Annotated in this window: 19 protein-coding genes, 8 tRNA genes and 1 other RNA gene; 26 read left to right on the top strand and 2 right to left on the bottom strand. The window is 36.7% G+C overall.

The features are described from left to right. Positions 1-32 precede the first annotated feature (32 nt). Positions 33-431: a transfer-messenger RNA gene (ssrA, locus tag J2T03_RS19045) on the bottom strand. 272 nt (positions 432-703) lie between these two features. On the opposite strand from ssrA, the gene rpsU reads away from it, so the two are divergent. The 20 genes from rpsU (at position 704) to J2T03_RS18945 (ending at position 15,635) form a co-directional block, all read left to right on the top strand. Next, on the top strand, positions 704-901 hold the full coding sequence (gene rpsU, locus J2T03_RS19040; RefSeq protein WP_034702010.1) for a 30S ribosomal protein S21: 198 nt from the start codon (positions 704-706) through the stop codon (positions 899-901). 81 nt (positions 902-982) lie between these two features. Beyond that, positions 983-1,870, top strand: coding sequence for a tyrosine-type recombinase/integrase (locus tag J2T03_RS19035; RefSeq protein WP_223560320.1), 888 nt, complete (start codon positions 983-985; stop codon positions 1,868-1,870). Next, positions 1,867-2,157: an HPF/RaiA family ribosome-associated protein gene (locus J2T03_RS19030; protein WP_111955378.1), complete on the top strand. Its 291-nt coding sequence runs from the start codon at positions 1,867-1,869 to the stop codon at positions 2,155-2,157. The genes J2T03_RS19035 and J2T03_RS19030 overlap by 4 nt, the downstream gene beginning before the upstream one ends. A gap of 107 nt (positions 2,158-2,264) precedes the next feature. After that, positions 2,265-2,338, top strand: a tRNA-Thr gene (locus J2T03_RS19025). A gap of 19 nt (positions 2,339-2,357) precedes the next feature. After that, positions 2,358-2,438 (top strand) — tRNA-Tyr (locus J2T03_RS19020). An 85-nt stretch (positions 2,439-2,523) separates the two neighbouring features. Then, positions 2,524-2,596, top strand: a tRNA-Gly gene (locus J2T03_RS19015). Between the two features lie 96 nt (positions 2,597-2,692). After that, positions 2,693-2,766: transfer RNA gene (locus tag J2T03_RS19010), tRNA-Thr, on the top strand. Between the two features lie 19 nt (positions 2,767-2,785). Further along, positions 2,786-2,866 (top strand) — tRNA-Tyr (locus tag J2T03_RS19005). A gap of 87 nt (positions 2,867-2,953) precedes the next feature. Further along, positions 2,954-3,026 (top strand) — tRNA-Gly (locus J2T03_RS19000). Between the two features lie 42 nt (positions 3,027-3,068). Then, positions 3,069-3,140, top strand: a tRNA-Thr gene (locus J2T03_RS18995). Between the two features lie 227 nt (positions 3,141-3,367). Then, positions 3,368-4,048 (top strand): response regulator transcription factor, encoded by a 681-nt coding sequence (locus tag J2T03_RS18990; protein WP_111955376.1) that lies wholly within the window; start codon positions 3,368-3,370, stop codon positions 4,046-4,048. Next, on the top strand, positions 4,049-5,419 hold the full coding sequence (locus J2T03_RS18985) for an ATP-binding protein (protein ID WP_307220916.1): 1,371 nt from the start codon (positions 4,049-4,051) through the stop codon (positions 5,417-5,419). 220 nt (positions 5,420-5,639) lie between these two features. Beyond that, a complete protein-coding gene (locus J2T03_RS18980) occupies positions 5,640-6,881 on the top strand; it encodes a TolC family protein (RefSeq protein WP_307220915.1) in 1,242 nt (413 codons plus the stop codon). A gap of 2 nt (positions 6,882-6,883) precedes the next feature. Beyond that, positions 6,884-7,963 carry an efflux RND transporter periplasmic adaptor subunit gene (locus tag J2T03_RS18975; RefSeq protein WP_307220913.1) on the top strand — a complete coding sequence of 360 codons (1,080 nt, stop codon included), beginning with the start codon at positions 6,884-6,886 and terminating at the stop codon, positions 7,961-7,963. Between the two features lie 149 nt (positions 7,964-8,112). Continuing rightward, positions 8,113-11,211: an efflux RND transporter permease subunit gene (locus J2T03_RS18970; protein WP_307220911.1), complete on the top strand. Its 3,099-nt coding sequence runs from the start codon at positions 8,113-8,115 to the stop codon at positions 11,209-11,211. Positions 11,212-11,685: 474 nt separating this feature from the next. Then, positions 11,686-12,897: an elongation factor Tu gene (gene tuf, locus J2T03_RS18965; RefSeq protein ID WP_034749673.1), complete on the top strand. Its 1,212-nt coding sequence runs from the start codon at positions 11,686-11,688 to the stop codon at positions 12,895-12,897. Positions 12,898-12,951: 54 nt separating this feature from the next. Then, positions 12,952-13,022, top strand: a tRNA-Trp gene (locus tag J2T03_RS18960). Positions 13,023-13,034: 12 nt separating this feature from the next. Continuing rightward, the gene (gene secE / locus J2T03_RS18955; protein ID WP_034702507.1) at positions 13,035-13,241 is read left to right on the top strand and encodes a preprotein translocase subunit SecE; all 207 of its coding nucleotides are present in this window, start codon (positions 13,035-13,037) and stop codon (positions 13,239-13,241) included. Between the two features lie 17 nt (positions 13,242-13,258). Continuing rightward, the gene (gene nusG, locus J2T03_RS18950; RefSeq protein WP_062650150.1) at positions 13,259-13,801 is read left to right on the top strand and encodes a transcription termination/antitermination protein NusG; all 543 of its coding nucleotides are present in this window, start codon (positions 13,259-13,261) and stop codon (positions 13,799-13,801) included. Positions 13,802-14,552: 751 nt separating this feature from the next. Then, complete coding sequence (locus tag J2T03_RS18945) at positions 14,553-15,635, top strand: acyltransferase family protein (RefSeq protein WP_307220909.1); 1,083 nt, start codon at positions 14,553-14,555, stop codon at positions 15,633-15,635. A 46-nt stretch (positions 15,636-15,681) separates the two neighbouring features. Here the strand turns inward: J2T03_RS18945 and J2T03_RS18940 are convergent, their stop codons facing one another. Then, a complete protein-coding gene (locus J2T03_RS18940; protein WP_307220907.1) occupies positions 15,682-17,502 on the bottom strand; it encodes a BspA family leucine-rich repeat surface protein in 1,821 nt (606 codons plus the stop codon). A gap of 244 nt (positions 17,503-17,746) precedes the next feature. Here J2T03_RS18940 and rplK point away from each other — a divergent pair, with 244 nt between their 5' ends. From rplK to J2T03_RS18910, 6 genes are all read left to right on the top strand, one after another. Then, positions 17,747-18,193 (top strand): 50S ribosomal protein L11, encoded by a 447-nt coding sequence (gene rplK / locus J2T03_RS18935; RefSeq protein WP_062650142.1) that lies wholly within the window; start codon positions 17,747-17,749, stop codon positions 18,191-18,193. Between the two features lie 11 nt (positions 18,194-18,204). Next, positions 18,205-18,897 carry a 50S ribosomal protein L1 gene (gene rplA / locus J2T03_RS18930; protein WP_111955369.1) on the top strand — a complete coding sequence of 231 codons (693 nt, stop codon included), beginning with the start codon at positions 18,205-18,207 and terminating at the stop codon, positions 18,895-18,897. Between the two features lie 17 nt (positions 18,898-18,914). Then, complete coding sequence (rplJ, locus tag J2T03_RS18925; RefSeq protein ID WP_306845174.1) at positions 18,915-19,508, top strand: 50S ribosomal protein L10; 594 nt, start codon at positions 18,915-18,917, stop codon at positions 19,506-19,508. A gap of 46 nt (positions 19,509-19,554) precedes the next feature. Continuing rightward, positions 19,555-19,923: a 50S ribosomal protein L7/L12 gene (rplL, locus tag J2T03_RS18920; protein ID WP_034723387.1), complete on the top strand. Its 369-nt coding sequence runs from the start codon at positions 19,555-19,557 to the stop codon at positions 19,921-19,923. A gap of 274 nt (positions 19,924-20,197) precedes the next feature. Continuing rightward, positions 20,198-20,554 carry a hypothetical protein gene (locus J2T03_RS18915; protein ID WP_307220906.1) on the top strand — a complete coding sequence of 119 codons (357 nt, stop codon included), beginning with the start codon at positions 20,198-20,200 and terminating at the stop codon, positions 20,552-20,554. A gap of 185 nt (positions 20,555-20,739) precedes the next feature. After that, on the top strand, positions 20,740-21,918 hold the full coding sequence (locus tag J2T03_RS18910) for a hypothetical protein (protein ID WP_307220904.1): 1,179 nt from the start codon (positions 20,740-20,742) through the stop codon (positions 21,916-21,918). Positions 21,919-21,926 lie beyond the last annotated feature (8 nt).

Here is a 21,926-nt window from a genome sequence, read left to right as displayed (position 1 = left end):
AAAGGACCTTGGAAAAGGACCTTTTTTATTAAAAGTGGAGTTGGAGGGATTCGAACCCTCGTCCAAACAAGCAATACATAAGATTTCTACATGCTTATTCTACCATTGGTTTTCGACTGGAGGCAGAGGGCAGACACCCAACTTCCAGCTTATCTTCTGAAGTTTTCGAGTTTCAGCCAAAGCATCTGAAACCTTATTCCTGCATTCCTATATCCCAGAATCAAACGCCGCAGAACAGAGCATTTGTGAGATATCTTGCTTCCTTACTATCTTCAGGAAAACGCTTGATCTACTATACTTCGATATTAAGCTGCAAGAGCGAACTCTTCGTTGCCAGTTAAAGTTGTGTAGCAAGGGATTAAAGAGATCGCGCTACGGTTCTCTGCATGCTTACTTACCCATTGATCTTGCTGTCGAAACCAGTCAACCCCATGAATAAAGTAGCTACAAAGATAGGGATTTTTGTTTACATATAGTTCATAATATGACATACTTTTCAGATAATCCCCAGTATGTTTATATTGCTGTTATTAGTATATAACGGATAATAGAGAGGACTCAAAATTTTAAAAATAGCATACTTGTCCACATTATTGTATCTGATTGTGGATAACTTATAATGTGTTTTTTAAAGAAAGTGGAGCTAAATTTTGCAGTTTAATAAAAAATGTCTAGTTTTGCAATCCAAAATGAGATGTAAAATATGTTAATAATTCCAGTAAAAGATGGGGAATCCATCGACAGAGCTTTAAAAAAATATAAAAGAAAATTTGATAAAACGGGTACAGTTCGTCAATTGAGATCTAGACAAGCGTTTATTAAGCCTTCTGTAACTTTAAGACAAGCTAGACTAAAGGCCGCTTACAAACAAAGAGGACTTAGCAAGGAAGAGCAGGCTTAAGATTTTTCTTAACCACATACTAAATTCACTTCTTAAATACGTATATTTGAGAGGTGAATTTTTGTTTTTATACCTTATGTAATGTTAGATAAGTATTTAGAATATTTACAGTTCGAAAAGAGGTATTCGCCTCACACTATTACAAGTTACCGAAAAGATCTTGAAGACTTTTCCCATTTCTACCTTAAAACAGAAGCTTCTGAAGATATTTCCAAGGCTGATAAAAAAGTAATCAGGAATTTTATCGTCGAATTGAGCGAAAATAATATTTCAAAAAGAAGCATCAATAGAAAATTATCATCCCTCAGAAGTTTTTATTTATTCCTTTTAAAGGTCGGTGAAATTAAAGTCTCTCCCACGGAAAGTATATCTTCCCTTAAGTTTTACGCTGAAAAACAGATTCCTATCTCACAGGAAGAAATGCAGGCGCTCAGTGACGGTGTTCTGATAGATCAACCCGATATTCTGGAAAAATGTATTATAGAGGTATTATACCAGACCGGAATGCGTAAAGCTGAGCTTTGTGGCCTGATGTTTGAACACGTTAACCTAGAAGGAAATGAGCTCAAGGTAATAGGAAAAGGAAATAAAGAACGTTTTATTCCCATTTCCGCAGACCTCTCAAATCTGCTTAGAAGTTACCTGGAAATAAGGAAATCTGATACCGAATATAAAACCTATTTTTTCATCAATAAAAAGGGTAAAAAACTCAATGAAAAATTTGTTTATGTGGTAGTTAATAAGTACCTTAGTCTTGTAACAACGAAAGAAAAAAGAAGTCCTCACATCCTTCGGCATAGCTTTGCTACACACGTTTTGGATAATGGGGCGGAGATCTCCAAAGTAAAAAAAATATTAGGGCATTCCAGTCTTGCAAGTACTCAGGTCTATACGAATGCTAATATTGAACAATTGAAAAAAGTGTTTAATCAGGCTCATCCTCGAGCATCTAAAAAAGAAGAATTATGAAGATCACAGTTCAATCAATTGGTTTAACTCCACACGAACCATTAGAATCACACATTGACAAAAAAGTAAGCAAATTGGAAACCTTTTATGATAAAATTCATGAGTGTAAGGTGTTCTTAAAAGTTGAAAATAACTCTGATAGAAACAACAAAACTGCCGAGCTTATTTTAGCCGTCCCAGGCGACGATATCGTTGTAAAAAAGACGTCTGAAACTTTTGAAGAAAGTTTAGACCTATGTGTTGATACTGCTAAAAAGCTATTAATCAAGAAAAAAGAAATGGCGTAGTAAAAAAAGTTTAAAAAAGTTATAGAAAAGTTTGAGAATTCAAAAAATCCGTTCTATATTTGCACTCGCAAAAAGGGAACAGCGATCTTTTGAATTCTTTTTTATATGCCTCCATAGCTCAGTTGGCCAGAGCACGTGATTTGTAATCTCGGGGTCGTGGGTTCGAATCCCTCTGGAGGCTCTTTTTAATATAAACATGAGGGGAGATTCCAGAGTGGCTAAATGGGACTGACTGTAACTCAGTTGCTTCGGCTTCGTAGGTTCGAATCCTGCTCTCCCCACATTTTATATTAGATGAAAACTTGTGTATCTAAAGGATTTTTCCTAAGTTTGCACAGCGTTACCAATAGTTTTGGAAACAAAATTGCGGAAGTAGCTCAGTTGGTAGAGCGTCAGCCTTCCAAGCTGAATGTCGCGGGTTCGACCCCCGTCTTCCGCTCAAAATAGATCACTCTGCTAGAGGGTGATTTTTTTTTAACTGCTGAAAAGCATAGAGTAGATTCTCTCTAAAGCCTTCAGTTTACATTTTAAAATTGCCTCCATAGCTCAGTTGGCCAGAGCACGTGATTTGTAATCTCGGGGTCGTGGGTTCGAATCCCTCTGGAGGCTCAATTTTAATATAACATGAGGGGAGATTCCAGAGTGGCTAAATGGGACTGACTGTAACTCAGTTGCTTCGGCTTCGTAGGTTCGAATCCTGCTCTCCCCACATTTATATTAATAAAAAAAGTTTTGTAGATTTAAAAGGATTTTCCTAGATTTGCACAGCGTTACCAATAGTTTTGGAAACAAAATTGCGGAAGTAGCTCAGTTGGTAGAGCGTCAGCCTTCCAAGCTGAATGTCGCGGGTTCGACCCCCGTCTTCCGCTCAAAGAAAATCACGCTAATTAGTGTGATTTTTTTGCTTCAATGCCGACTTAGCTCAGCGGTAGAGTGCTTCCTTGGTAAGGAAGAGGTCACGGGTTCAAGTCCCGTAGTTGGCTCTCTATATTTCCCGAATCTTTTCGGGATTTTTTTTTTACCCTAAAATCTAGTTTTAAGTCTGGTTTATAGTATGCCTCCCAGAAATCTTCAGCAACAAAAAAAAACAATAATTACTCCTTTTTTTGTAAAAATTTACCTTAAAATTTAATTAAATCTGTCCATCAGCTTTCAATGGATAATACAGGAACATAAAAATTTCGTTAAATTCGTATAAAATAAGATTTTGATGAATATTCTTTTATTGGAAGACGACCTCATTCTTTCGGCGGAGCTTTGCCGGTTTTTAGAATCGAACAGCTTCACCTGTGATAAGATCTATGATGGTGAAACCTTTCTCCGGCAAATCAAGAACAATACGTATGACCTGTATCTGCTCGACATCAATGTTCCCAAGATAAATGGGCTTGACGTTTGCCAGACCATCCGTTCTTTCGATAAAAATACTCCCATCATCATTATCTCGGCTTACGGAGACATTTCTGATAAAAAAGATGCGTTTACCAGACTTGCAGATGATTACCTGGTGAAGCCTTTCCAGTTTGAAGAGCTGCTGCTGAGAATCAATTCGCTGCTAAGGAGAAAGTCCCCGTCCGATGCTGCAGACCAGGATATCATCAGGGTGGACGACCTTATCATCAATAAAACTGAACAGAAAGTCTATAGAGCAGGCAATGAAATAGCCCTTACTCTTAAGGAATTTCAGCTTCTGGTCTATCTTGCAGAGGCGCAGGGAAGAACCGTTTCCAAGCAGCAGATCACGGAACATGTGTGGGAACATAATTTTAATACGAATACCAATACGGTAGAAGTCTACATCAATTTTTTGAGAAAAAAGATCGATAAGGATTTTAAACTTAAACTTATCCACACCCGTTCTGGTTTCGGATATTACCTAAGCCCATTATAAATGTCTTTAAAAAGAAAGATAGCATTAACATTAAGTATCGCTTTTTCCCTGCTTTTTGCAATGGTGATGGCGGTGATCTATCTATCTTTTAATGATTTTAGAAGAGACGAGTTCAAAGAAAGATTCAGACAGCGCCTTGAATTTACTTCACACTTCATTTCAAAGTCCAGGAATTTCGAAGAAGAAGCACCTATTTTTTTTAACGAAAATTCAGACAATATCCTTCTCAATGAAACAATCTTAATTTTCAATGCAGACAAAGAACTGGTCTACAGTACAATCAAAGACCGGAATGTAACCTGGGATAATGCGCTTCTCAAAGAGCTGGATGAAAAGAAAATTATTTACACCGAAAAAACAGTTCCGGAAATCTATGCAGCCCTGCGAAAGATCAATGGAGAAAACTACTACATCCTTACCAGCGCTTTTGATACCAACGGAAAATCGAAACTGGAATTCCTTAAATACCTTCTGATTACGGCCTATGTGATGAGCACCCTCCTGATCGGTTTTTTCAGTTATTATTTCATGGGGCGGTTCCTTCGTCCGTTAGAAGATCTGAACACCGAAATTTCCGAGGTCACAGCCCATAAACTTACCACACAGATTCCGGTCCAGGAATCCAATGATGAGATTAATGTTTTGGCAAAATCCTTTAATACGATGATCGCAAGGCTGGATGATGTCTTTCAGTCGCAGAAAGATTTTACGGCAAGCGCATCACATGAAATCAGGACACCTATTACAAGAATGGCATTTCAGCTGGAAAACCTGATCAAATTTGAAGAACATTCTCCCGAAACCCTTTCTTCTTTAAAGCAAATTCAACGGGATGTGTATCAGCTGTCGGACCTTACCAATTCCCTTTTACTGCTTACAAAATTCGACAAAGAGAATATCCAGAGCATTTACGAAGAGGTAAGGATTGATGAAGCTATTTTCGAGGCCTTCGAAGCTGTGGAAAAAAGCTATCCTGCTTTGAAACTGGATTTCCTGATCTCTGAAGATACTTCGGAAAACGGGCTGCTTATCATTAGTGGTATCCAGTCTCTGTTGGTTATTGTCTTTATCAATCTCTTTAAAAATGCGGCTGTATATTCTGATAATGCAGAAGTAGATGTTTTGATAAAGGAAACCAATGATAAGCTTTCGGTGGATGTTATTTCTCATGGAGATACCATTCCTGAAGAAGAGCAGGCAAAACTATTTGAAGCGTTCATGAGAGGTAATAACTCTCAAAATATTTCCGGTTCAGGTCTTGGGCTACGAATTGTTAAGCGAATTCTGGAATATCACAATGCAAAAATCAAATATTCTTCTCCGGCTGATCAGATCAATAAATTCAGCATTATCTTTAATAAACAGTTTTAGATACTTTATAATTCTATAGTTGTAAAGGCATATATCTGTTCTTCATCCCCCATCTTAATATTCTTAATTACTTATTTCATCTTAATGGTTATAAAGGATAAATCTTCAATCCATTTTCTAAAAAACATTGTATTCCTAAGCCAAATTTAATTTTTTTTTAAGGCTCCTTTAAGGCCCTTTTAATTGTGTAAAGGCAATTTTGCACCATAAAAGAGATAGAATGAATAAAATTGCAGGGCTGTTTATTGCCATTTCCTCATTCATGGCAGGGCAGCAGCAGATGTCACTTCTGGACTGTGAAGAAGCTTTTCAGAAAAACAATCTTCAGCTTCTTGCAGAACAATATAATATCAATATGGCCGATGCAGACATTCTGCAGGCTAAGATCTGGGAACTCCCCCAACTGAGCGGTCAGATCAATGCCTACAATCCAGAAGGAAAAAAAGCTTTTGATATTGGACATGCCAAAGGAGCGGAGATCACCCAGCTGATCTATATGGGGGGAAAAAAGAAAAATGAAATTGCTTTTGCAAAATCAAACAAGGAGCTCGCGCAGCTTCAGTTTTCACAGCTTTTAGTGGATCTGAGAGCCCAGCTTCGTACTGCTTATTTCAACTTATATTATGAGAAACAAAAGCTCGACAACACCGAGAAGCAGCTGGGATACATGAATGACCTGTTAAATGCTTACCGCGTACAGTCTGCCAAAGGCAACGTTTCCCTTAAAGACGAAATAAGGCTGCAGAGTCTCGTGATTCAGCTTAATAATGATAAACTGGGAATTAATAAAAATATCCTTGAATTTGAACAAAATTTAAAAGTACTAACCGGAAGTTCCGATGAGATAGAGCCGCAGCTTTCTGATGCAGATGTAAAAGAAATCCTTGCAGCCCAGCCATTCGGAGATGAGGACGAACTAAAGAGAAAAGCACTGGAACATAATTCTGACTATCAATATTTCTTAAAATTAATTGACAACAGCAAATTATATGCACAGTGGCAGAAGTCTCTTAATGTTCCGGACCTTAATGTAGGAGCAGGGTGGGATCAGAATGGGGGAACCTTTAAAAACGAGGTTAATCTTATGATAGGAATTCCATTGCCATTATGGAAATCCAATCAGGGAAATGTGGAAAAAGCCAATTATGCCATTCAGCAGAACCAGAAAAATGCAGATTACCGGAAACTGAATCTTGAAACTAAAGTTCAGGCTGCTTATAAGAACTGGAAAAGCCAGTACAACCAGCTTGCAGAGATCAAAACCACAGATCTTAGCAATATGGAACTGGTGTATGACGGAATGCTGAAAAATTTCAGGAAAGGAAATGTCAGCCTTATAGAGTTTACAGATTTCATGGATAGTTACAGAGAGACGGCTCTCCAGATCTTCGATATGAAGAATGAAATCATACAGTCGGCAGAACAGCTTAATCAATTGGTACAAACGAAAATCTTCTATTAAGCATGAAAAAATATATAACCCTGACAATGGTGGCTTTGCTAATTCTGTCTTGTTCAAAAAAAGAAGAAGCAAAACCACAGGCAAAAAAAGGTTTTGAATTGAGCAACACAATGCTGAAGTCAATTTCCTTAGCAAAAGTTGAGAAAAAAAATATAGAAGACGATTATAATTTTTACGGAAAAATATCGGCAGATAAAAACAGTTATATCGATGTTTATCCGCTGGTTGGAGGGAATGTTTTAAGTGTAAATGTAGAGTTGGGAGATCATGTGACGAAAGGGCAGGTTTTGGCGACCATCAGAAGTACGGAGTTGGCTGAAGTTCAGAAAGATGTAAGTGATGCGAAAACGGATTTGGTTGTTGCTCAAAACAATCTTCGCGTTGCCCGGGAAATGTACGAAGGAAAACTGAACACCGAAAGAGATGTGCTGGAAGCCAAAAGCCAATTGCAGAAAGCTCAGGACCAAATGCAGAGAGCAGGTGCAGTGAGTACGGTTTATAATGTGAAGAAGGGGAATATTTACAGTGTTGTAGCTCCGATCAGCGGTTACATCGTTCAAAAGAATATCAATAAAGATATGCAGCTGAGAAGTGACAGAAGTGATAATATTTTTGATGTAGCGAATACCACGAACGTTTGGGCAATTATGAATGTCAACGAATCAGATATTGAAAAAATCAGTCTTGGAATGAAGGCCCAGGTTTCCACACTGTCTTATCCGGACAAAGTTTTTGATGGAAAAATTGATAAAATATTTAAAATTATTGATCCACAAACCAATGCGATGCAGGCAAGGGTTGTTTTAAATAATGCAAACGGATTATTAATTCCTGAAAGCAAGGCAACCATAAAAGTCTCAAGCTCGGAAAATAAAACGGCATTAACAGTTCCTTCCAATGCTGTCATTTTTGATGATAACAGAAGTTTTGTGGTGATCTACAAATCAAGAACAGATGTTAAGGTTAAAGAAATAAAGGTTTTAAAGCAAGTTAGAGACATCATTTATATCGAAGGATTGTCTGAAGGAGAAGAAGTAATCACTCATAATCAATTGCTGATTTACCGCTCTTTGAATAATTAAAGAATTAATTTAAAAGTAAGTTTAATTAAGAAAATATTAAGCATTGCAGCTTATTCAATTCGCTTGCGGATTACCTAATAATCTTAACTCCTTAAATAAAAACTTAATGGTTCAAAAAAACTTCAATAATCTAACATCTCATCTCTACTATGAATAAGTTCATTAAAAATATAATTGCCTTCTCGTTAAAAAATAAAGCATTTACTTTTATCTGGGTGGCTATTCTGGCTGTTGCGGGTTTTATCAGTTTCAAAAATATGCCGATTGAAGCTTTCCCGGATGTTACCAATACCCAGATTGTCATTATAACCCAATGGAATGGGCGAAGCGCAGAAGAAGTGGAACGTTTTGTGACTACGCCCATTGAATTGGCTATGAGCCCGGTCCAGAAGAAAACAAGTGTGAGAAGTACCACAATGTTTGGTCTCTCTATTGTTAAAATTCTTTTCGACGATGGGGTGGATGATACTTTCGCCAGAAATCAGGTCAATAACCAATTAAGAACCGTAAGCCTTCCTGATGAGGTGGATCCGGAAGTTCAGCCACCCTACGGGCCTACCGGGGAAATCTTCAGATATACCCTGGAAAGCAAAACAAAAGATTCAAGAGAACTGCTGACCCTGCAGAACTGGGTGGTCGACCGCGCGCTGAGAGGCGTTCCGGGAGTTGCAGATATCAATGTTTTCGGAGGCCAAGATAAAATATTCGAATTGAGCATTGATCCGAGAGCATTGGATAAATACAATCTGACCCCACTCCAGGTGTATGATGCGGTTTTCAAAAGCAATTTAAATGTCGGAGGTGATGTCATTGAAAAAAACGGTCAGGCTTATGTGGTGAGAGGAATCGGTTTGGTTAAATCCACTAATGATATCGGAAATATTACCATTCAGAATGACAGCGGAAATCCTGTTCTGGTTAAAAATGTTGCCGAAGTTCACGAAAGTTCAATGCCGAGAGTAGGACAGGCCGGATTGAATAATCATGAAGATACCGTTGAAGGGATTGTTGTAATGAGAAAAGGGGAGAACCCGAGGGAAGTTCTGGTTGGAGTGAAAGCCAAAATCAAAGAACTTAATGAAAAGATTCTTCCAAAAGATGTTAAAATGGTAACATTCTACGACCGTGACAATCTGATGGATTTCACGACACATACTGTCATGCATAACCTGATCGAGGGGATCATTCTCGTTACGGTGATCGTTCTGATCTTTATGGCGGACTGGAGAACCACTCTCATTGTTTCCATTATAATACCGCTATCCCTGTTGTTTGCATTTTTATGCTTAAAGCTTGCGGGAATGAGCGCCAACCTGCTTTCATTGGGTGCGGTAGATTTCGGAATTATTATTGATGGAGCCGTCGTCATGGTGGAAGGGCTTTTTGTCATGCTCGACCATAAAGCGCTTAAATACGGAACAGAAAAATTTAATAAGCTATCAAAAGGAGGCTGGATCAAGCAGACCGGGACAGGTTTAGGAAAAGCCATCTTCTTTTCAAAACTAATCATCATTACATCGTTAATCCCCATTTTCTCATTCCAGAAAGTGGAAGGGAAGATGTTTTCCCCTTTAGCATTTACCTTAGGATTTGCTTTGATAGGAGCGCTGATATTCACACTGACGCTGGTTCCCGTTCTTTCCCATATTCTATTAAATAAGAATGTAAAAGAAAAAAACAACCCGTTTGTGAATTTCTGGGACAGAATTGTTCTGAAAGGGTTCAACTATACTTTTAAACATAAAAAAATGAGTTTAATGGTTGCCATATCTTTCATGGTAGCTACCTTATTCTCAGGGAAATTCTTAGGAACAGAATTTCTGCCCCAGCTGAATGAAGGTTCGCTTTGGATCACCGCAGAAATGCCGATGAGTTCATCGTTAAAAGAATCTCTGAAAACTGCAGATCTTTTGAAGAAAGATATTATGAGCTTTCCTGAAGTCACGGATGTGCTGGCTCAAACCGGGCGGAGTAATGACGGAACAGACCCGAACGGATTTGGATTTGTGCAGTTTGCCGTCAACCTTAAGCCAAAAGAAGAATGGAAACGCAAAATCAGCTATGAAGAACTGATCGAGGAAATAGATAAAAAACTCAGAAGCTATCAGGGAATTACTTTCAATTACTCCCAACCGATCTCGGATAATGTAGCAGAAGCCGTAGCCGGTTTCAAAGCAGAAAACGGGATCAAAATTTATGGTGATAATCTGGAAACCTTAGACAAATTGGCTGATGAGGTTTTAAAACAGATCAAAGGCGTAGACGGAGTAAAAGATCCCGGGATCATTAAAAATATCGGTCAGCCGGAAGTAAGTGTTGTGCTGGATCGGGATAAAATGGCAGCCTATGGAGTGATGCCTGATGATGCACAGTCTGTATTGGAAATGGCTTTTGGGGGAAAAACTGCTTCGGAAATGTTTGACGGCGAAAGGAAATTCCCGATCCGTCTGCGTTATTCCCAGGAATACAGAAAAGATGAAAATGATATTGCTTCCCTGATGGTTCCTACACAGGACGGCGCAAAGATTCCCCTGAAAGAGATCAGTACCATTGTAAAAGACAACGGAGCAGCATTTATTTACAGAGATGATATTAAGAGATACATTGGGGTGAAATTCTCAATCCGCGACAGGGATTTAGGAAGTACCATTGCTGATGCCCAAAAAAAAGTGGCCAATATTGATCTTCCGGACGGTTATTCCATTGGCTGGACAGGCCAGTTTGAAAATCAGCAAAGAGCTTCACATAGGCTGGCGCAGGTGGTGCCGATCAGTATTTTGGGGATTTTCTTCTTATTATTTATCTTATTTGGAAACATGAAAGATTCCTTGCTGGTATTGGCGAATGTACCTTTTGCTCTGATAGGAGGAATTATAGCCCTTCATTTGACCAGGATGAATTTTGGAATTTCCGCAGGAGTGGGTATGATTGCTTTGCTCGGCATCTGTATTCAAAACGGAGTTATTCTCATCACAGAGTTCCACCAAAATGTAAAGAACGGACTGACTTTGGATACTGCAATACTTAATGGAGTAAAATCAAGAACAAGGCCTGTTATCATGACTGCATTGATGGCTTCCATAGGATTAATGCCTGCTGCATTATCTACAGGTATTGGCTCGGAATCTCAGAAACCTTTGGCAATTGTAATTATAGGAGGACTGATTACCGCGACTGTACTAACCTTGTTGATCTTCCCGATTATTTTCTGGATTTTTAACAGGACAAAAAAACATCAACAGATTTAATATTTCTTCTATCTATATTATATGAAGAGAAGCGCAGGAAGCTATGTTTTCTGCGCTTCCTGTATCTCAATAATAAAGTCCTAAATTCTGCTGGAAAGCTCCCAGCTCGTATTTTTGGGCATTATGATGATCTTCAAATTGTTTATCTGGAAAAAAATATAGGATTTTGTATGCGTCAGAAAACATTTTTAGCAGTTTTATAGAGTGTAATTTTATCCGTAAATATTTTTTTTATATTCTATAGTATTCAGAATTAGCCCGATACTTTATGCTTTTAAATAAAAACGTTTATAATGATTTTTTTCAATCCGGAAATTTGTGTAAATTTGCTGTCTCATACATTGAAATATAAGGTTTGTGCTTCTTTGATTTGAATATTAAAACTTTTTTAAATAAAAAGGTTTTGGTATTTAAAAAATCATTATATTTGCACACCGAAAAATTGAAAAATAATAAAATAAATAATTTTAAATCATGGCAAAGGAAACGTTTAATCGTAACAAACCACACTTGAACATTGGTACTATTGGTCACGTTGACCATGGTAAAACTACTCTTACAGCTGCTATTTCTGCTGTACTAGCTAGCAAAGGTCTTGCTGAGAAAAAAGACTTCTCTGCAATTGACTCTGCTCCAGAAGAAAAAGAAAGAGGTATTACTATCAATACTGCTCACATCGAATACGAAACTGAAAAAAGACACTATGCTCACGTTGACTGTCCAGGTCACGCGGATTACGTAAAGAACATGGTAACTGGTGCTGCTCAAATGGATGGAGCTATCGTAGTATGTGCTGCAACTGACGGTCCAATGCCTCAGACTAGAGAACATATCCTACTTTGCCGTCAGGTAAATGTACCTAGAATCGTTGTTTTCATGAACAAAGTTGATATGGTGGATGATGCTGAGTTATTAGAGCTTGTTGAAATGGAGCTTAGAGACTTATTATCTACTTACGATTTTGACGGAGATAACTCTCCAGTAATTCAAGGTTCTGCATTAGGTGCTCTTACAGCAGCTACAGCAGCTACTCCTGATACTGAAGATAAATGGTTCAAGAGCGTTGAAGAATTAATGGATGCTGTTGATAACTGGATCGAGCAACCACCAAGAGATACTGATAAGCCATTCTTGATGCCAATCGAAGACGTATTCTCTATTACAGGTAGAGGTACTGTTGCAACTGGTAGAATCGAAGCTGGTATTATCAATACAGGTGATCCTGTTGATATCATCGGTATGGGTGAAGAAAAATTAACTTCTACTATTACAGGAGTTGAGATGTTCAGAAAAATCCTAGACAGAGGTGAAGCTGGTGATAACGTAGGTCTATTGTTGAGAGGTATTGAAAAAACTGACATCAAGAGAGGTATGGTAATCGCTAAGAAAGATTCTGTTAAGCCACACAAAAAATTCAAAGCTTCAGTTTATATCCTTTCTAAAGAAGAAGGTGGACGTCACACTCCATTCCACAACAAATACCGTCCTCAGTTCTACGTAAGAACTACTGACGTTACAGGTGAGATCTTCTTACCAGAAGGTGTAGAAATGGTAATGCCTGGTGATAACTTAGAGATCACTGTAGAATTGTTACAGCCAATCGCTCTTAACGTAGGTCTTAGATTTGCGATCAGAGAAGGAGGTAGAACAGTTGGTTCAGGTCAGGTTACTGAAATCTTAGACTAATCATCTTAAAATAAATAAAGCTTCCGGAAGGAAACTCTCGGAAGCTTTTTATCTACGGGCATCGTCCAATGGTAGGATACCGGTCTCCAAAACCGTTGATCAGGGTTCGAATCCTTGTGCCCGTGCAAATATTAATTATGAGTTCATTTGTCGATTTTTTAAAAGGTTCTTATAACGAATTCAGACATAAAGTTGAATGGCCAAAGTGGGCTGATCTTCAGTCTTCTACTATTGTGGTAACTATTGCTACAGTGATTTTGGCATTGTTTACCTTTGGAGTTGATGAATTGTTTTCGAAAGCAATCAGCAACATAATTGGAATGCTAATTAACGTGTTCAACTAAAAAAGTATTTTCCCATAATGAGCGAATTGAAATGGTATGTGCTGAAAGCTATCAGCGGACAGGAAAATAAAGTGAAAAACTATATTGAGACAGAAATCAAGCGTTTAGGGTTTGAGCAGTACGTTACTCAAGTGGTTATTCCTATGGAAAAGGTTATTCAGATCAGAAACGGGAAAAAAGTTCCTAAAGAGAAACCTTATTATCCTGGATACTTAATGATCGAAGCTGATCTGATGGGAGAAATTCCTCACGTGATTAAAAATATTCCGGGAGTAATATCTTTCTTAAGCTTAACAAAAGGTGGTGATCCTGTTCCTATGAGAAAATCTGAGGTCAACAGAATGCTGGGAAGAATGGATGAGCTTTCAGAATTTGCAAGCGACGTTGAGATCCCATACATTGTAGGTGAAAACGTTAAAGTAATTGACGGCCCTTTCAATGGATTCAACGGAACTGTTGAGAAGATTCTTGAAGACAAAAAGAAAATTGAAGTTTCCGTATTGATCTTCGGTAGAAAAACACCAATGGAGCTTAGCTATATGCAAGTGGAAAAAGTATAATTCGTACTTTTTAAAATATATAAAGACTGCTTAAACAGCAGTCTTTTTTATGTTTATAATTATATTTCCGTTCCTTATATGATAAGCGAATTGCTTAAACAATTCCTTGATAAGCCTAATTAGTAGAATATTTTACCGATTTTAAAATGTCATAGTGTTTTGAACTATATTTTGGAATATATACTATTTTATCATTTTTTTTTGTGAATAATCATTTTTAGGTGAATTAATATTTTCATATAAAGATTATTTGTATTGTTAAGTTAATAAGAAAATACAGCACATGCATTTTTTTTGATAGTATTTTTTTAATTTGATTTGATTAGGTGTTTGATATCTATATATTTGCCATACTTAAATTAATAACAAATATGAATGAAAAGTTTTTTAGACTTTATTTTTCTTACTTAAAAACTCAGAAATATGAACAAAATCTTTATCCTAGTCTTTCTGTAATTGCATCTCCAAAGTTGAGATTAGCCATGATACAATCAGCTCTTCAGCAATAAATATTTAATACTGCCATTTTAGAAGTAAACATATCATTACTAAGACATCAGCTTTTCTACTTGTTGAATGTTTCCCACCACTTTTTATGCTTTGAAACACGGAATCATAATATCCTTTAAAATAGTTTATACTTTTTACTCTCCTCGCGTATTCAAGGGAAGTATGGATGTTTGTGACCATTTCTAAAATATATAGCGGGTAAAGATATGAGCACTTAATTAATTTATAAAGCATGCATTCATTGAAATTATTACAGAGGGTTACCTCTGGAGGTAAAAAAATTCTCTATATTGATGGTTTAAGGTTTTTTTGTGTAATAACCGTATTTATTGAGCATTTTATAGACTATTACTGTGACAAGAATCCTTTTTTTGCAAAAAAATATACCATTGCACAATATGAATATATAGGTTCAACAGGTATTTATCTGTTCTTTTCCATTAGTGGGTTTATTATAGGATTGCCGTTTATAAGGCAGTATTTATATAAAGAAGGAAATGTAGATATTAAAAGCTATTTCATCAGAAGGCTGACAAGGCTTGAACCGCCTTATATTATATTGCTGGTATCAATTTTTATACTGCAGGTATTTATTTTACAGACTAAAAGTTTTGAGGCTTTATTTCCACATCTTTTAGCATCTTTATTTTATGTTCACAATATTATTTACAATGAAGGGTCTGTAATAAACCCTGTATTATGGACATTGGAAATAGAAATCCAATTTTATATTCTTGCTCCTGTCTTTGCGCTTCTTTTCAGAGCTAATAAAATAATGAGGAGAAGTATACTTTTTCTGTTAATATTTTTTTGGAACGATATTAATTTTATTCATTTTGAATTCAAGACCATAGTAGGATATTTACCTTTTTTCCTGATAGGATTTTTAGCAGCAGATATATATATGGAATATAAAGACAAAATTAAGAATAGTTTATTCTTTGATTTTTTATGTGTTATTGCATTAATAACAGCTTTCTTAACGTCAAATCCCATATTGATATTATCAGGTAACTTTATTTTATTAGTTCTTTCTTCAAAGTCGTTTTACTTTATCAGATTGTTAGAGAAGAAGTTTTTATATATTATTGGCGGAATGTGCTATACTATTTATATGCTCCATCAAAAACTCATCTACTATATTTCCCCACTCTTTTCTAAAATGTTATTTAATAATTATTTGATTGATTTCTTGATAAAATTTACGATCGCTCTTTCAGTCGTGCTTATAATCTCTGTATTGTTTTTTATTTTTGTTGAAAGGCCAACCATGAAAAAGGACTGGTGGAAATATAAAAGTTTCAAAAAATTATTTTTTGAGTGATCACAATAATCAGAGACAACCGATTATCAAAATTATACAGTTTTTTTTAATCTTTAATGAATTTTTTAGATAGTGAATTTTCCGAATTGTCCTTAGCTTTTAAAATATATATTCCTTTTAGTAATTCGGAAATATCAATATTATTTCCTTTAGGGCTTCTTTTTAACAGTTTCCCCTGTATAGAATAAATTTCAATTTCTTTTAACTCTTCTGAAAAGAATAATGTGCTTTTTACAGGATTGGGATAGATATTCAAGCCAGGTTTTTTATTGGCTTCAGATGTTGAAAGTACATTACATTCTATGTCGTAAGTGTCATTGGTTATCGTCCAGCCTTTAAGGTTGGTTAAAGTATTTCTTGCCGCCAGAGCCTGCGGAGTAGAGTAGACCAACCCGGATGATCCTAAAGCCAGATTGCTCGGTGTGGAAGTACTGTTTGCCCAACCCTGTAATGTGGTATTATAATTGGCACAGGATAATCCGGAGAAATCCAACATAGAATTTAATTGTGTAACAGAATATAAACTCCAGTTGCTTAAATCATGGTTGAAAGCTGTAGCATTTTTGAATGCATGGCGCATATCCGTTACAGACGAAGTGTTCCAGTTACCAATCGGTTGATTAAAAATCGGGTTATCTGTAAACATATAAAGCATATTATCTACATTGGAGGTATTCCAGCTTCCGATAGGCTGGTTAAAAAGTAACGTTTGAGTAAACATGTAGCTCATGTTGGTAACTAATGAAGTGTTCCAGTTTCCGATGGGCTGATTGAATTTTTCTGCTCTTGCAAACATATCCATCATATTGGTTACCTTAGAAGTATTCCAATTTCCAATAGGTTGGTCAAAGGCTTTAGTTTCCCTAAAGACTCCGGACATATCTGTAACCTTTGAAGTGTCCCAATTTCCGATAGGTTGATTAAATTTAGCGGCATTAGTAAACATATATTTTATATTGGTTACATTGGATGTATTCCAGTTGGCAATGGGCTGGTTGAACATCTGTGTTGAACCGAACATATGTGACATATTAGTTACCTGGGAAGTATCCCAATTTCCAATGGGTTGGTTAAATAATAAAGCATCAGAGAATAATAGGCTCATATTGGTTACATTGGATGTATCCCAGTTGGCAAGAGGCTGATTAAACTGGCCGGTAAATGCTAAGGCGCCTTGCATATTGATTACCTGGGAAGTATCCCAGTTTCCTATAGGCTGATTAAATGATGTGGCTCCAAAAAACATTAATGAAATATCTGTCACATTGGAAATGTTCCAACTGCTGATGGGCTGGTTAAATATTTTAGCAGAGTAAAAAAATTGACTCAAATTGGTCACAGCAGATAGATCCCAATTACTGAAAGAGGAATTTCCAGCCAGCTTATAGCATCCTCCAAACATGCCCGACATATCAGTGAGGTGATTCAAAAACGGAATATCCGTTGCTGTAACATCCATTTCTTCGCAATAGAAAAAAGCGTTTGCCATACTGGACCACTTAATATTTCCCCATTGGGATACCTCGATGATTTTGTAAATGTCTCCACGTACGGGTGCGGAAGGGGAATAAAAGCAGATACGGTGGAAGTTGCCATTTCCGTTACTTACTTTTAGAATGTAGGTTGCATTTGCAGGTACAGGATTCAAAGAACTTCCAAAATCAATTAAAAGAGGATTGTTAAGTAAGGTTGTTACATTATCCAGTATTCCGTTGTGGGTAGGATAGCCTACCTCTTCCCAATAGATTTTGTAGCCGGTTCCTACTCCGGGAAATAGAATTTGATTGGATGTACTTGTTGTGGGAAGTAAGCCTGTATTGCTTGGCTTCCACACCGTAATAAATTCATTTTGTGCTTTTAAAAGCACAGCAAAACATTAAAAATATACTCAAAAGTAGAAGTTTCAGTTTCATGGAGGCTTTGTTTTTGGTAAAAGTAAATAAAAAAATATTTATTAATTCTTTCTAAAAATCAGCACTTTCCATTTGCTAATTCAAAAATATTTCATAATTTTGCAGTCCGAAAAGTAGATTTGCTGTATGTGAGTCGGTAATCTGCTGAATAATAAATGCTTCCAAACTCATTAATTATTCAAACTAAAAAAATTAAAAATGGCTAAGAAAGTCTTTAAAATGGTAAAGCTTCAGGTGAAAGGTGGCGCAGCTAACCCTTCTCCACCGGTAGGTCCAGCATTGGGTTCTGCAGGTGTGAACATCATGGAGTTTTGTAAGCAATTTAACGGGAGAACCCAAGATAAGCCAGGGCAAGTTTTACCTGTAGTAATTACAGTATACGAAGACAAATCTTTTGAATTCGTTATTAAAACTCCACCTGCAGCAATTCAGTTAATGGATGCGGCTAAGATCAAAGGAGGTTCCGGAGAACCAAACAGAAACAAAGTAGGTTCTGTATCTTGGGATCAGGTAAAGAAAATCGCTGAGGATAAAATGACTGACCTTAACTGCTTTACAGTGGATTCTGCAGTTTCTATGGTTGCAGGTACTGCTAGATCTATGGGATTAAGAGTAACAGGAACTAAACCAACTTTTAACGCTTAAAACTAATAGAAATGGCAAAATTAACTAAAAAGCAAAAGGAAGCTTTAAGCAAAGTAGAAAAAGGAAGAATCTATAACCTTGAAGAAGGTTCTGCTCTTGTAAAAGAAGTAAACACTACAAAGTTTGATGCTTCTGTAGATATCGCTGTAAGATTGGGTGTAGATCCAAGAAAAGCAAACCAAATGGTAAGAGGTGTAGTATCTCTTCCTCATGGAACTGGTAAAGATGTTAAAGTTTTAGCATTGGTTACACCAGATAAAGAAGCTGAAGCGAAAGAAGCTGGAGCTGATTATGTAGGTCTTGACGAATATTTACAAAAAATAAAAGAAGGCTGGACAGATGTTGACGTTATCGTTACTATGCCAGCTGTTATGGGTAAATTAGGTCCATTAGGTAGAGTATTAGGACCAAGAGGTCTTATGCCTAACCCTAAATCAGGAACTGTAACTATGGAAATTGGTAAAGCAGTAACTGAAGTAAAAGCAGGTAAAATTGATTTCAAAGTAGACAAGTATGGTATTATCCATGCCGGTATTGGTAAAGTATCTTTTGATGCTGTTAAAATCAAAGAAAATGCTCAGGAATTAATTTCTACATTGATCAAAATGAAACCAACTGCTGCTAAAGGTACTTATGTGAAGAGCATTTATTTGTCTTCTACCATGAGCCCAGGTATTGCAATTGATAGTAAATCTGTTAACTAATAATAATCCTTAAGACAATGACAAAAGACCAAAAAGTTGTAGCAATACAAGAGATCAAAGATTTGCTTCAGGATGCGAAAGTAGTTTATGTAGCAGATTTAGACGGTTTGAACGCTGCTAAATCTTCTGATTTCAGAAGACAGGCTTTCAAGCAGAATATCAAAGTGAAAGTGGTGAAAAACACACTTTTACAAAAAGCAATGGAGCAAATTGACGGAGTAGATTTCTCTGAAATGTTCCAAACATTCAAAGGAAATTCTGCTTTGATGATTGCTGAAACAGCTAGTGCTCCTGCAAAATTAATCAAAGACTTTAGAAAAAAAGAAGAAAAGCCGGCTTTGAAGTCTGCTTTTGTACAGGAAACTTTCTATGTTGGTGACAACAACCTTGATGCTTTAGTAAGCATTAAGTCTAGAGAAGAAATGATCGGTGAAATCATCGGATTACTTCAGTCTCCAATTCAAAGAGTTGTTTCTGCTCTTCAAAACAAATCTGAAACAGTAGAGGCTACAGCTGAAGAAGCTGCACCTGCTGTAGAAGAAACTCCTGCTGCTGAGGCTCCGGAAGCTCCAGCTGCAGAAAGCACTGACGAAACGCCAGCTGCTGAATAATTACTCTCAAAAAATTAAATAAATAATCAACAAAAACATTACAACAATGTCAGATTTAAAAAATTTAGCTGAAACGCTAGTAAACCTAACAGTAAAAGACGTAAACGAATTAGCTACTATCCTTAAGGATGAGTACGGAATTGAGCCAGCTGCTGCTGCTGTAGTAGTTGCTGCAGGTGGTGCAGGTGAAGCTGCTGAAGAAAAAACAGAATTCGATGTAATTCTTAAGTCTGCAGGTGCTTCTAAATTGGCTATCGTTAAATTAGTAAAAGATTTAACTGGTGCTGGACTTAAAGAAGCTAAAGATATCGTAGACGGAGCTCCTGCTGCTATCAAGCAAGGAATTTCTAAAGACGAAGCTGAAGCTCTTAAAAAGCAATTAGAAGAAGCTGGTGCTGAAGTAGAATTGAAATAATTCAATTTACCATAAAATGAGAAGCCCGGACAGTAATGTCCGGGCTTCTTTGTTTTTATAACAATCTAAAAATCAATATAATTTATTAAAGTATTTAAATATTATTGATTTATATGTTTTAATATTTAATTATTATTATGTATTTCGCATAAATTAACATAATTGAATATTTATTATTTGTAGAATTGTTTATTTTTAATTAAAATTTAATATTAAAAAGTTGTTTTAATTGAAAATTTACTATATTTGTATCGAAAAAAAACACATACATAATTTGAAAAGAAGTTACTTTATCTTCTATGGCTATGCTATAGCATATTGTATGAATATGTTGTTTGCATGGCAGATAGGAAATCTCAATGCCACATCTTTAGCAGTACAGAACGCTGCTGTATCATCCTGCTCATTTTGCAAAACAGGTGAGTTTACAGGATATTCAGAAAAAGATAAGGCCTCTGTTGTTAGTAATGCTTCTGTAGTAATAAATAAGCTGTATGCTGATAGGCATCAGGGCTTGCTATATAGAGATGCAGAAATTGTACAACAGCATAAACCGATACGTTCTGTTGAAAATCCCAAGGTTTGGGAAGGTTTTGATTTTATAATTAAGTTTCCGGATAAATTATCTTAATCATACCAAAGCAGATATTTCCAATTATTTTAACGAAAACAATTACCAGTACACGTGGAGGGTATCTTATAGGATTACCTTATAGATGCACAGGTTGGATTTAGTACACGCTATGTACTATTGGATGGAGGTTTCTGTATTCTCTAAAAAAACATAAACATAAAAAAACAACAAATATCATTTCAATGAAAAACAAATTATTAACACTCGCGGTTTTATCCTTTACAGGATGTCTTATAAACGCACAGGTTGGAATTAATACCGGCCTTCCTCAGGCTACATTGGACGTGGTCGGATTTCCGACAAATACAAATAAGCCTGATGGTATCATTGCACCAAGACTTTCGCTAAGTCAGCTGGCTGCAAAGACGTATGCAGCTGCTCAGACAGGAGCTTTAGTATATGTGCTGTCTATTAACGCTACTCCTTCGGGCTCAACAATTAATGTGACGGCTCCGGGATATTATTATTTTGATGGAGCAATATGGCAGAAACAAACGGGTACAGAATGGCAGATTAAAGGAAATGCGGTAGGGGAAATTTCTACTACCACAGAAGTTTTGGGAGCTGTTCCGGCTTCTGCCAATTATCTGGGGCCTAAAGGAGTTGCTGATCTCGTAATGATAAGCGCCAATAAAGTACATGCGGTTCTTGATGCTGCTGGTGGTCTTTCAGGAGGAGGCGAAAATGCTTCGAATCTATCCTGGGGAAGTGCAAATGTTATTAACAGTACATCAAATAATATAGCATTGGGAAAAGGAAATACAGCTACTACTACAGGCGCAAATTTTCCGTCGGTAGCAATAGGGGCATTAAATACAGCAACAGGAGGAGGAAAAGTATTTGGAACATCAAATACTGCAGTATCATCAAATAATTTCGCTTTTGGGGCTTTTAATACAACAGGGAATTCAATTGCTATAGCAGTGGGGCATACAAATAATGCTACTAATGGAGGATTTGCTTTTGGAGCTAACAATGTTGTGACCTTAAATAATTTTGCTTTTGGAAGCAATAATAATGTGAGCGGAACTTCAGGAGCTATCGCGATTGGAATTGGCGGGACATCACTGGCTAACCAGTCAACTTATGCCAATAATGCCCATGTGTTTTCAGGGCAGGGAGCTGTAGGTACAACGCTAACTGATGTGGGAATAAATGTAAGCCCGAGTTCAACAAACTATGCGGATTTGGAAGTGAGTAAGGCTGTTCAGATAAAATCTTCTGCTACAAGACCGACGTGTGATGCATCGAATGCTGGATCAATAATATATGAAGTGGCAACTGTACTGGGGGTAACATCCGGCAATTTTGTTGGCTGCAGACAAATTAATAGCACTTCGTACGGGTGGCAGACTCTATAATTAATTGA

The organism is Chryseobacterium lathyri, from assembly GCF_030812195.1.
In the GTDB taxonomy this organism is placed as follows: domain Bacteria; phylum Bacteroidota; class Bacteroidia; order Flavobacteriales; family Weeksellaceae; genus Chryseobacterium; species Chryseobacterium lathyri_A.
This window is presented reverse-complemented; position numbering and strand designations above follow the sequence as displayed.

Excerpts from the sequence above, each read along its gene's own strand:
- J2T03_RS19030 (WP_111955378.1), top strand. The coding sequence starts at position 1,867 with ATGAAGATCACAGTTCAATCAATTGGTTTAACTCCACACGAACCATTA.
- J2T03_RS18985 (WP_307220916.1), top strand. The coding sequence starts at position 4,049 with ATGTCTTTAAAAAGAAAGATAGCATTAACATTAAGTATCGCTTTTTCC.
- rpsU (WP_034702010.1), top strand. The coding sequence starts at position 704 with ATGTTAATAATTCCAGTAAAAGATGGGGAATCCATCGACAGAGCTTTA.
- rplA (WP_111955369.1), top strand. The coding sequence starts at position 18,205 with ATGGCAAAATTAACTAAAAAGCAAAAGGAAGCTTTAAGCAAAGTAGAA.
- rplL (WP_034723387.1), top strand. The coding sequence starts at position 19,555 with ATGTCAGATTTAAAAAATTTAGCTGAAACGCTAGTAAACCTAACAGTA.
- tuf (WP_034749673.1), top strand. The coding sequence starts at position 11,686 with ATGGCAAAGGAAACGTTTAATCGTAACAAACCACACTTGAACATTGGT.
- nusG (WP_062650150.1), top strand. The coding sequence starts at position 13,259 with ATGAGCGAATTGAAATGGTATGTGCTGAAAGCTATCAGCGGACAGGAA.
- J2T03_RS18975 (WP_307220913.1), top strand. The coding sequence starts at position 6,884 with ATGAAAAAATATATAACCCTGACAATGGTGGCTTTGCTAATTCTGTCT.
- J2T03_RS19035 (WP_223560320.1), top strand. The coding sequence starts at position 983 with ATGTTAGATAAGTATTTAGAATATTTACAGTTCGAAAAGAGGTATTCG.
- rplK (WP_062650142.1), top strand. The coding sequence starts at position 17,747 with ATGGCTAAGAAAGTCTTTAAAATGGTAAAGCTTCAGGTGAAAGGTGGC.
- secE (WP_034702507.1), top strand. The coding sequence starts at position 13,035 with ATGAGTTCATTTGTCGATTTTTTAAAAGGTTCTTATAACGAATTCAGA.
- J2T03_RS18990 (WP_111955376.1), top strand. The coding sequence starts at position 3,368 with ATGAATATTCTTTTATTGGAAGACGACCTCATTCTTTCGGCGGAGCTT.
- rplJ (WP_306845174.1), top strand. The coding sequence starts at position 18,915 with ATGACAAAAGACCAAAAAGTTGTAGCAATACAAGAGATCAAAGATTTG.
- J2T03_RS18910 (WP_307220904.1), top strand. The coding sequence starts at position 20,740 with ATGAAAAACAAATTATTAACACTCGCGGTTTTATCCTTTACAGGATGT.
- J2T03_RS18980 (WP_307220915.1), top strand. The coding sequence starts at position 5,640 with ATGAATAAAATTGCAGGGCTGTTTATTGCCATTTCCTCATTCATGGCA.
- J2T03_RS18970 (WP_307220911.1), top strand. The coding sequence starts at position 8,113 with ATGAATAAGTTCATTAAAAATATAATTGCCTTCTCGTTAAAAAATAAA.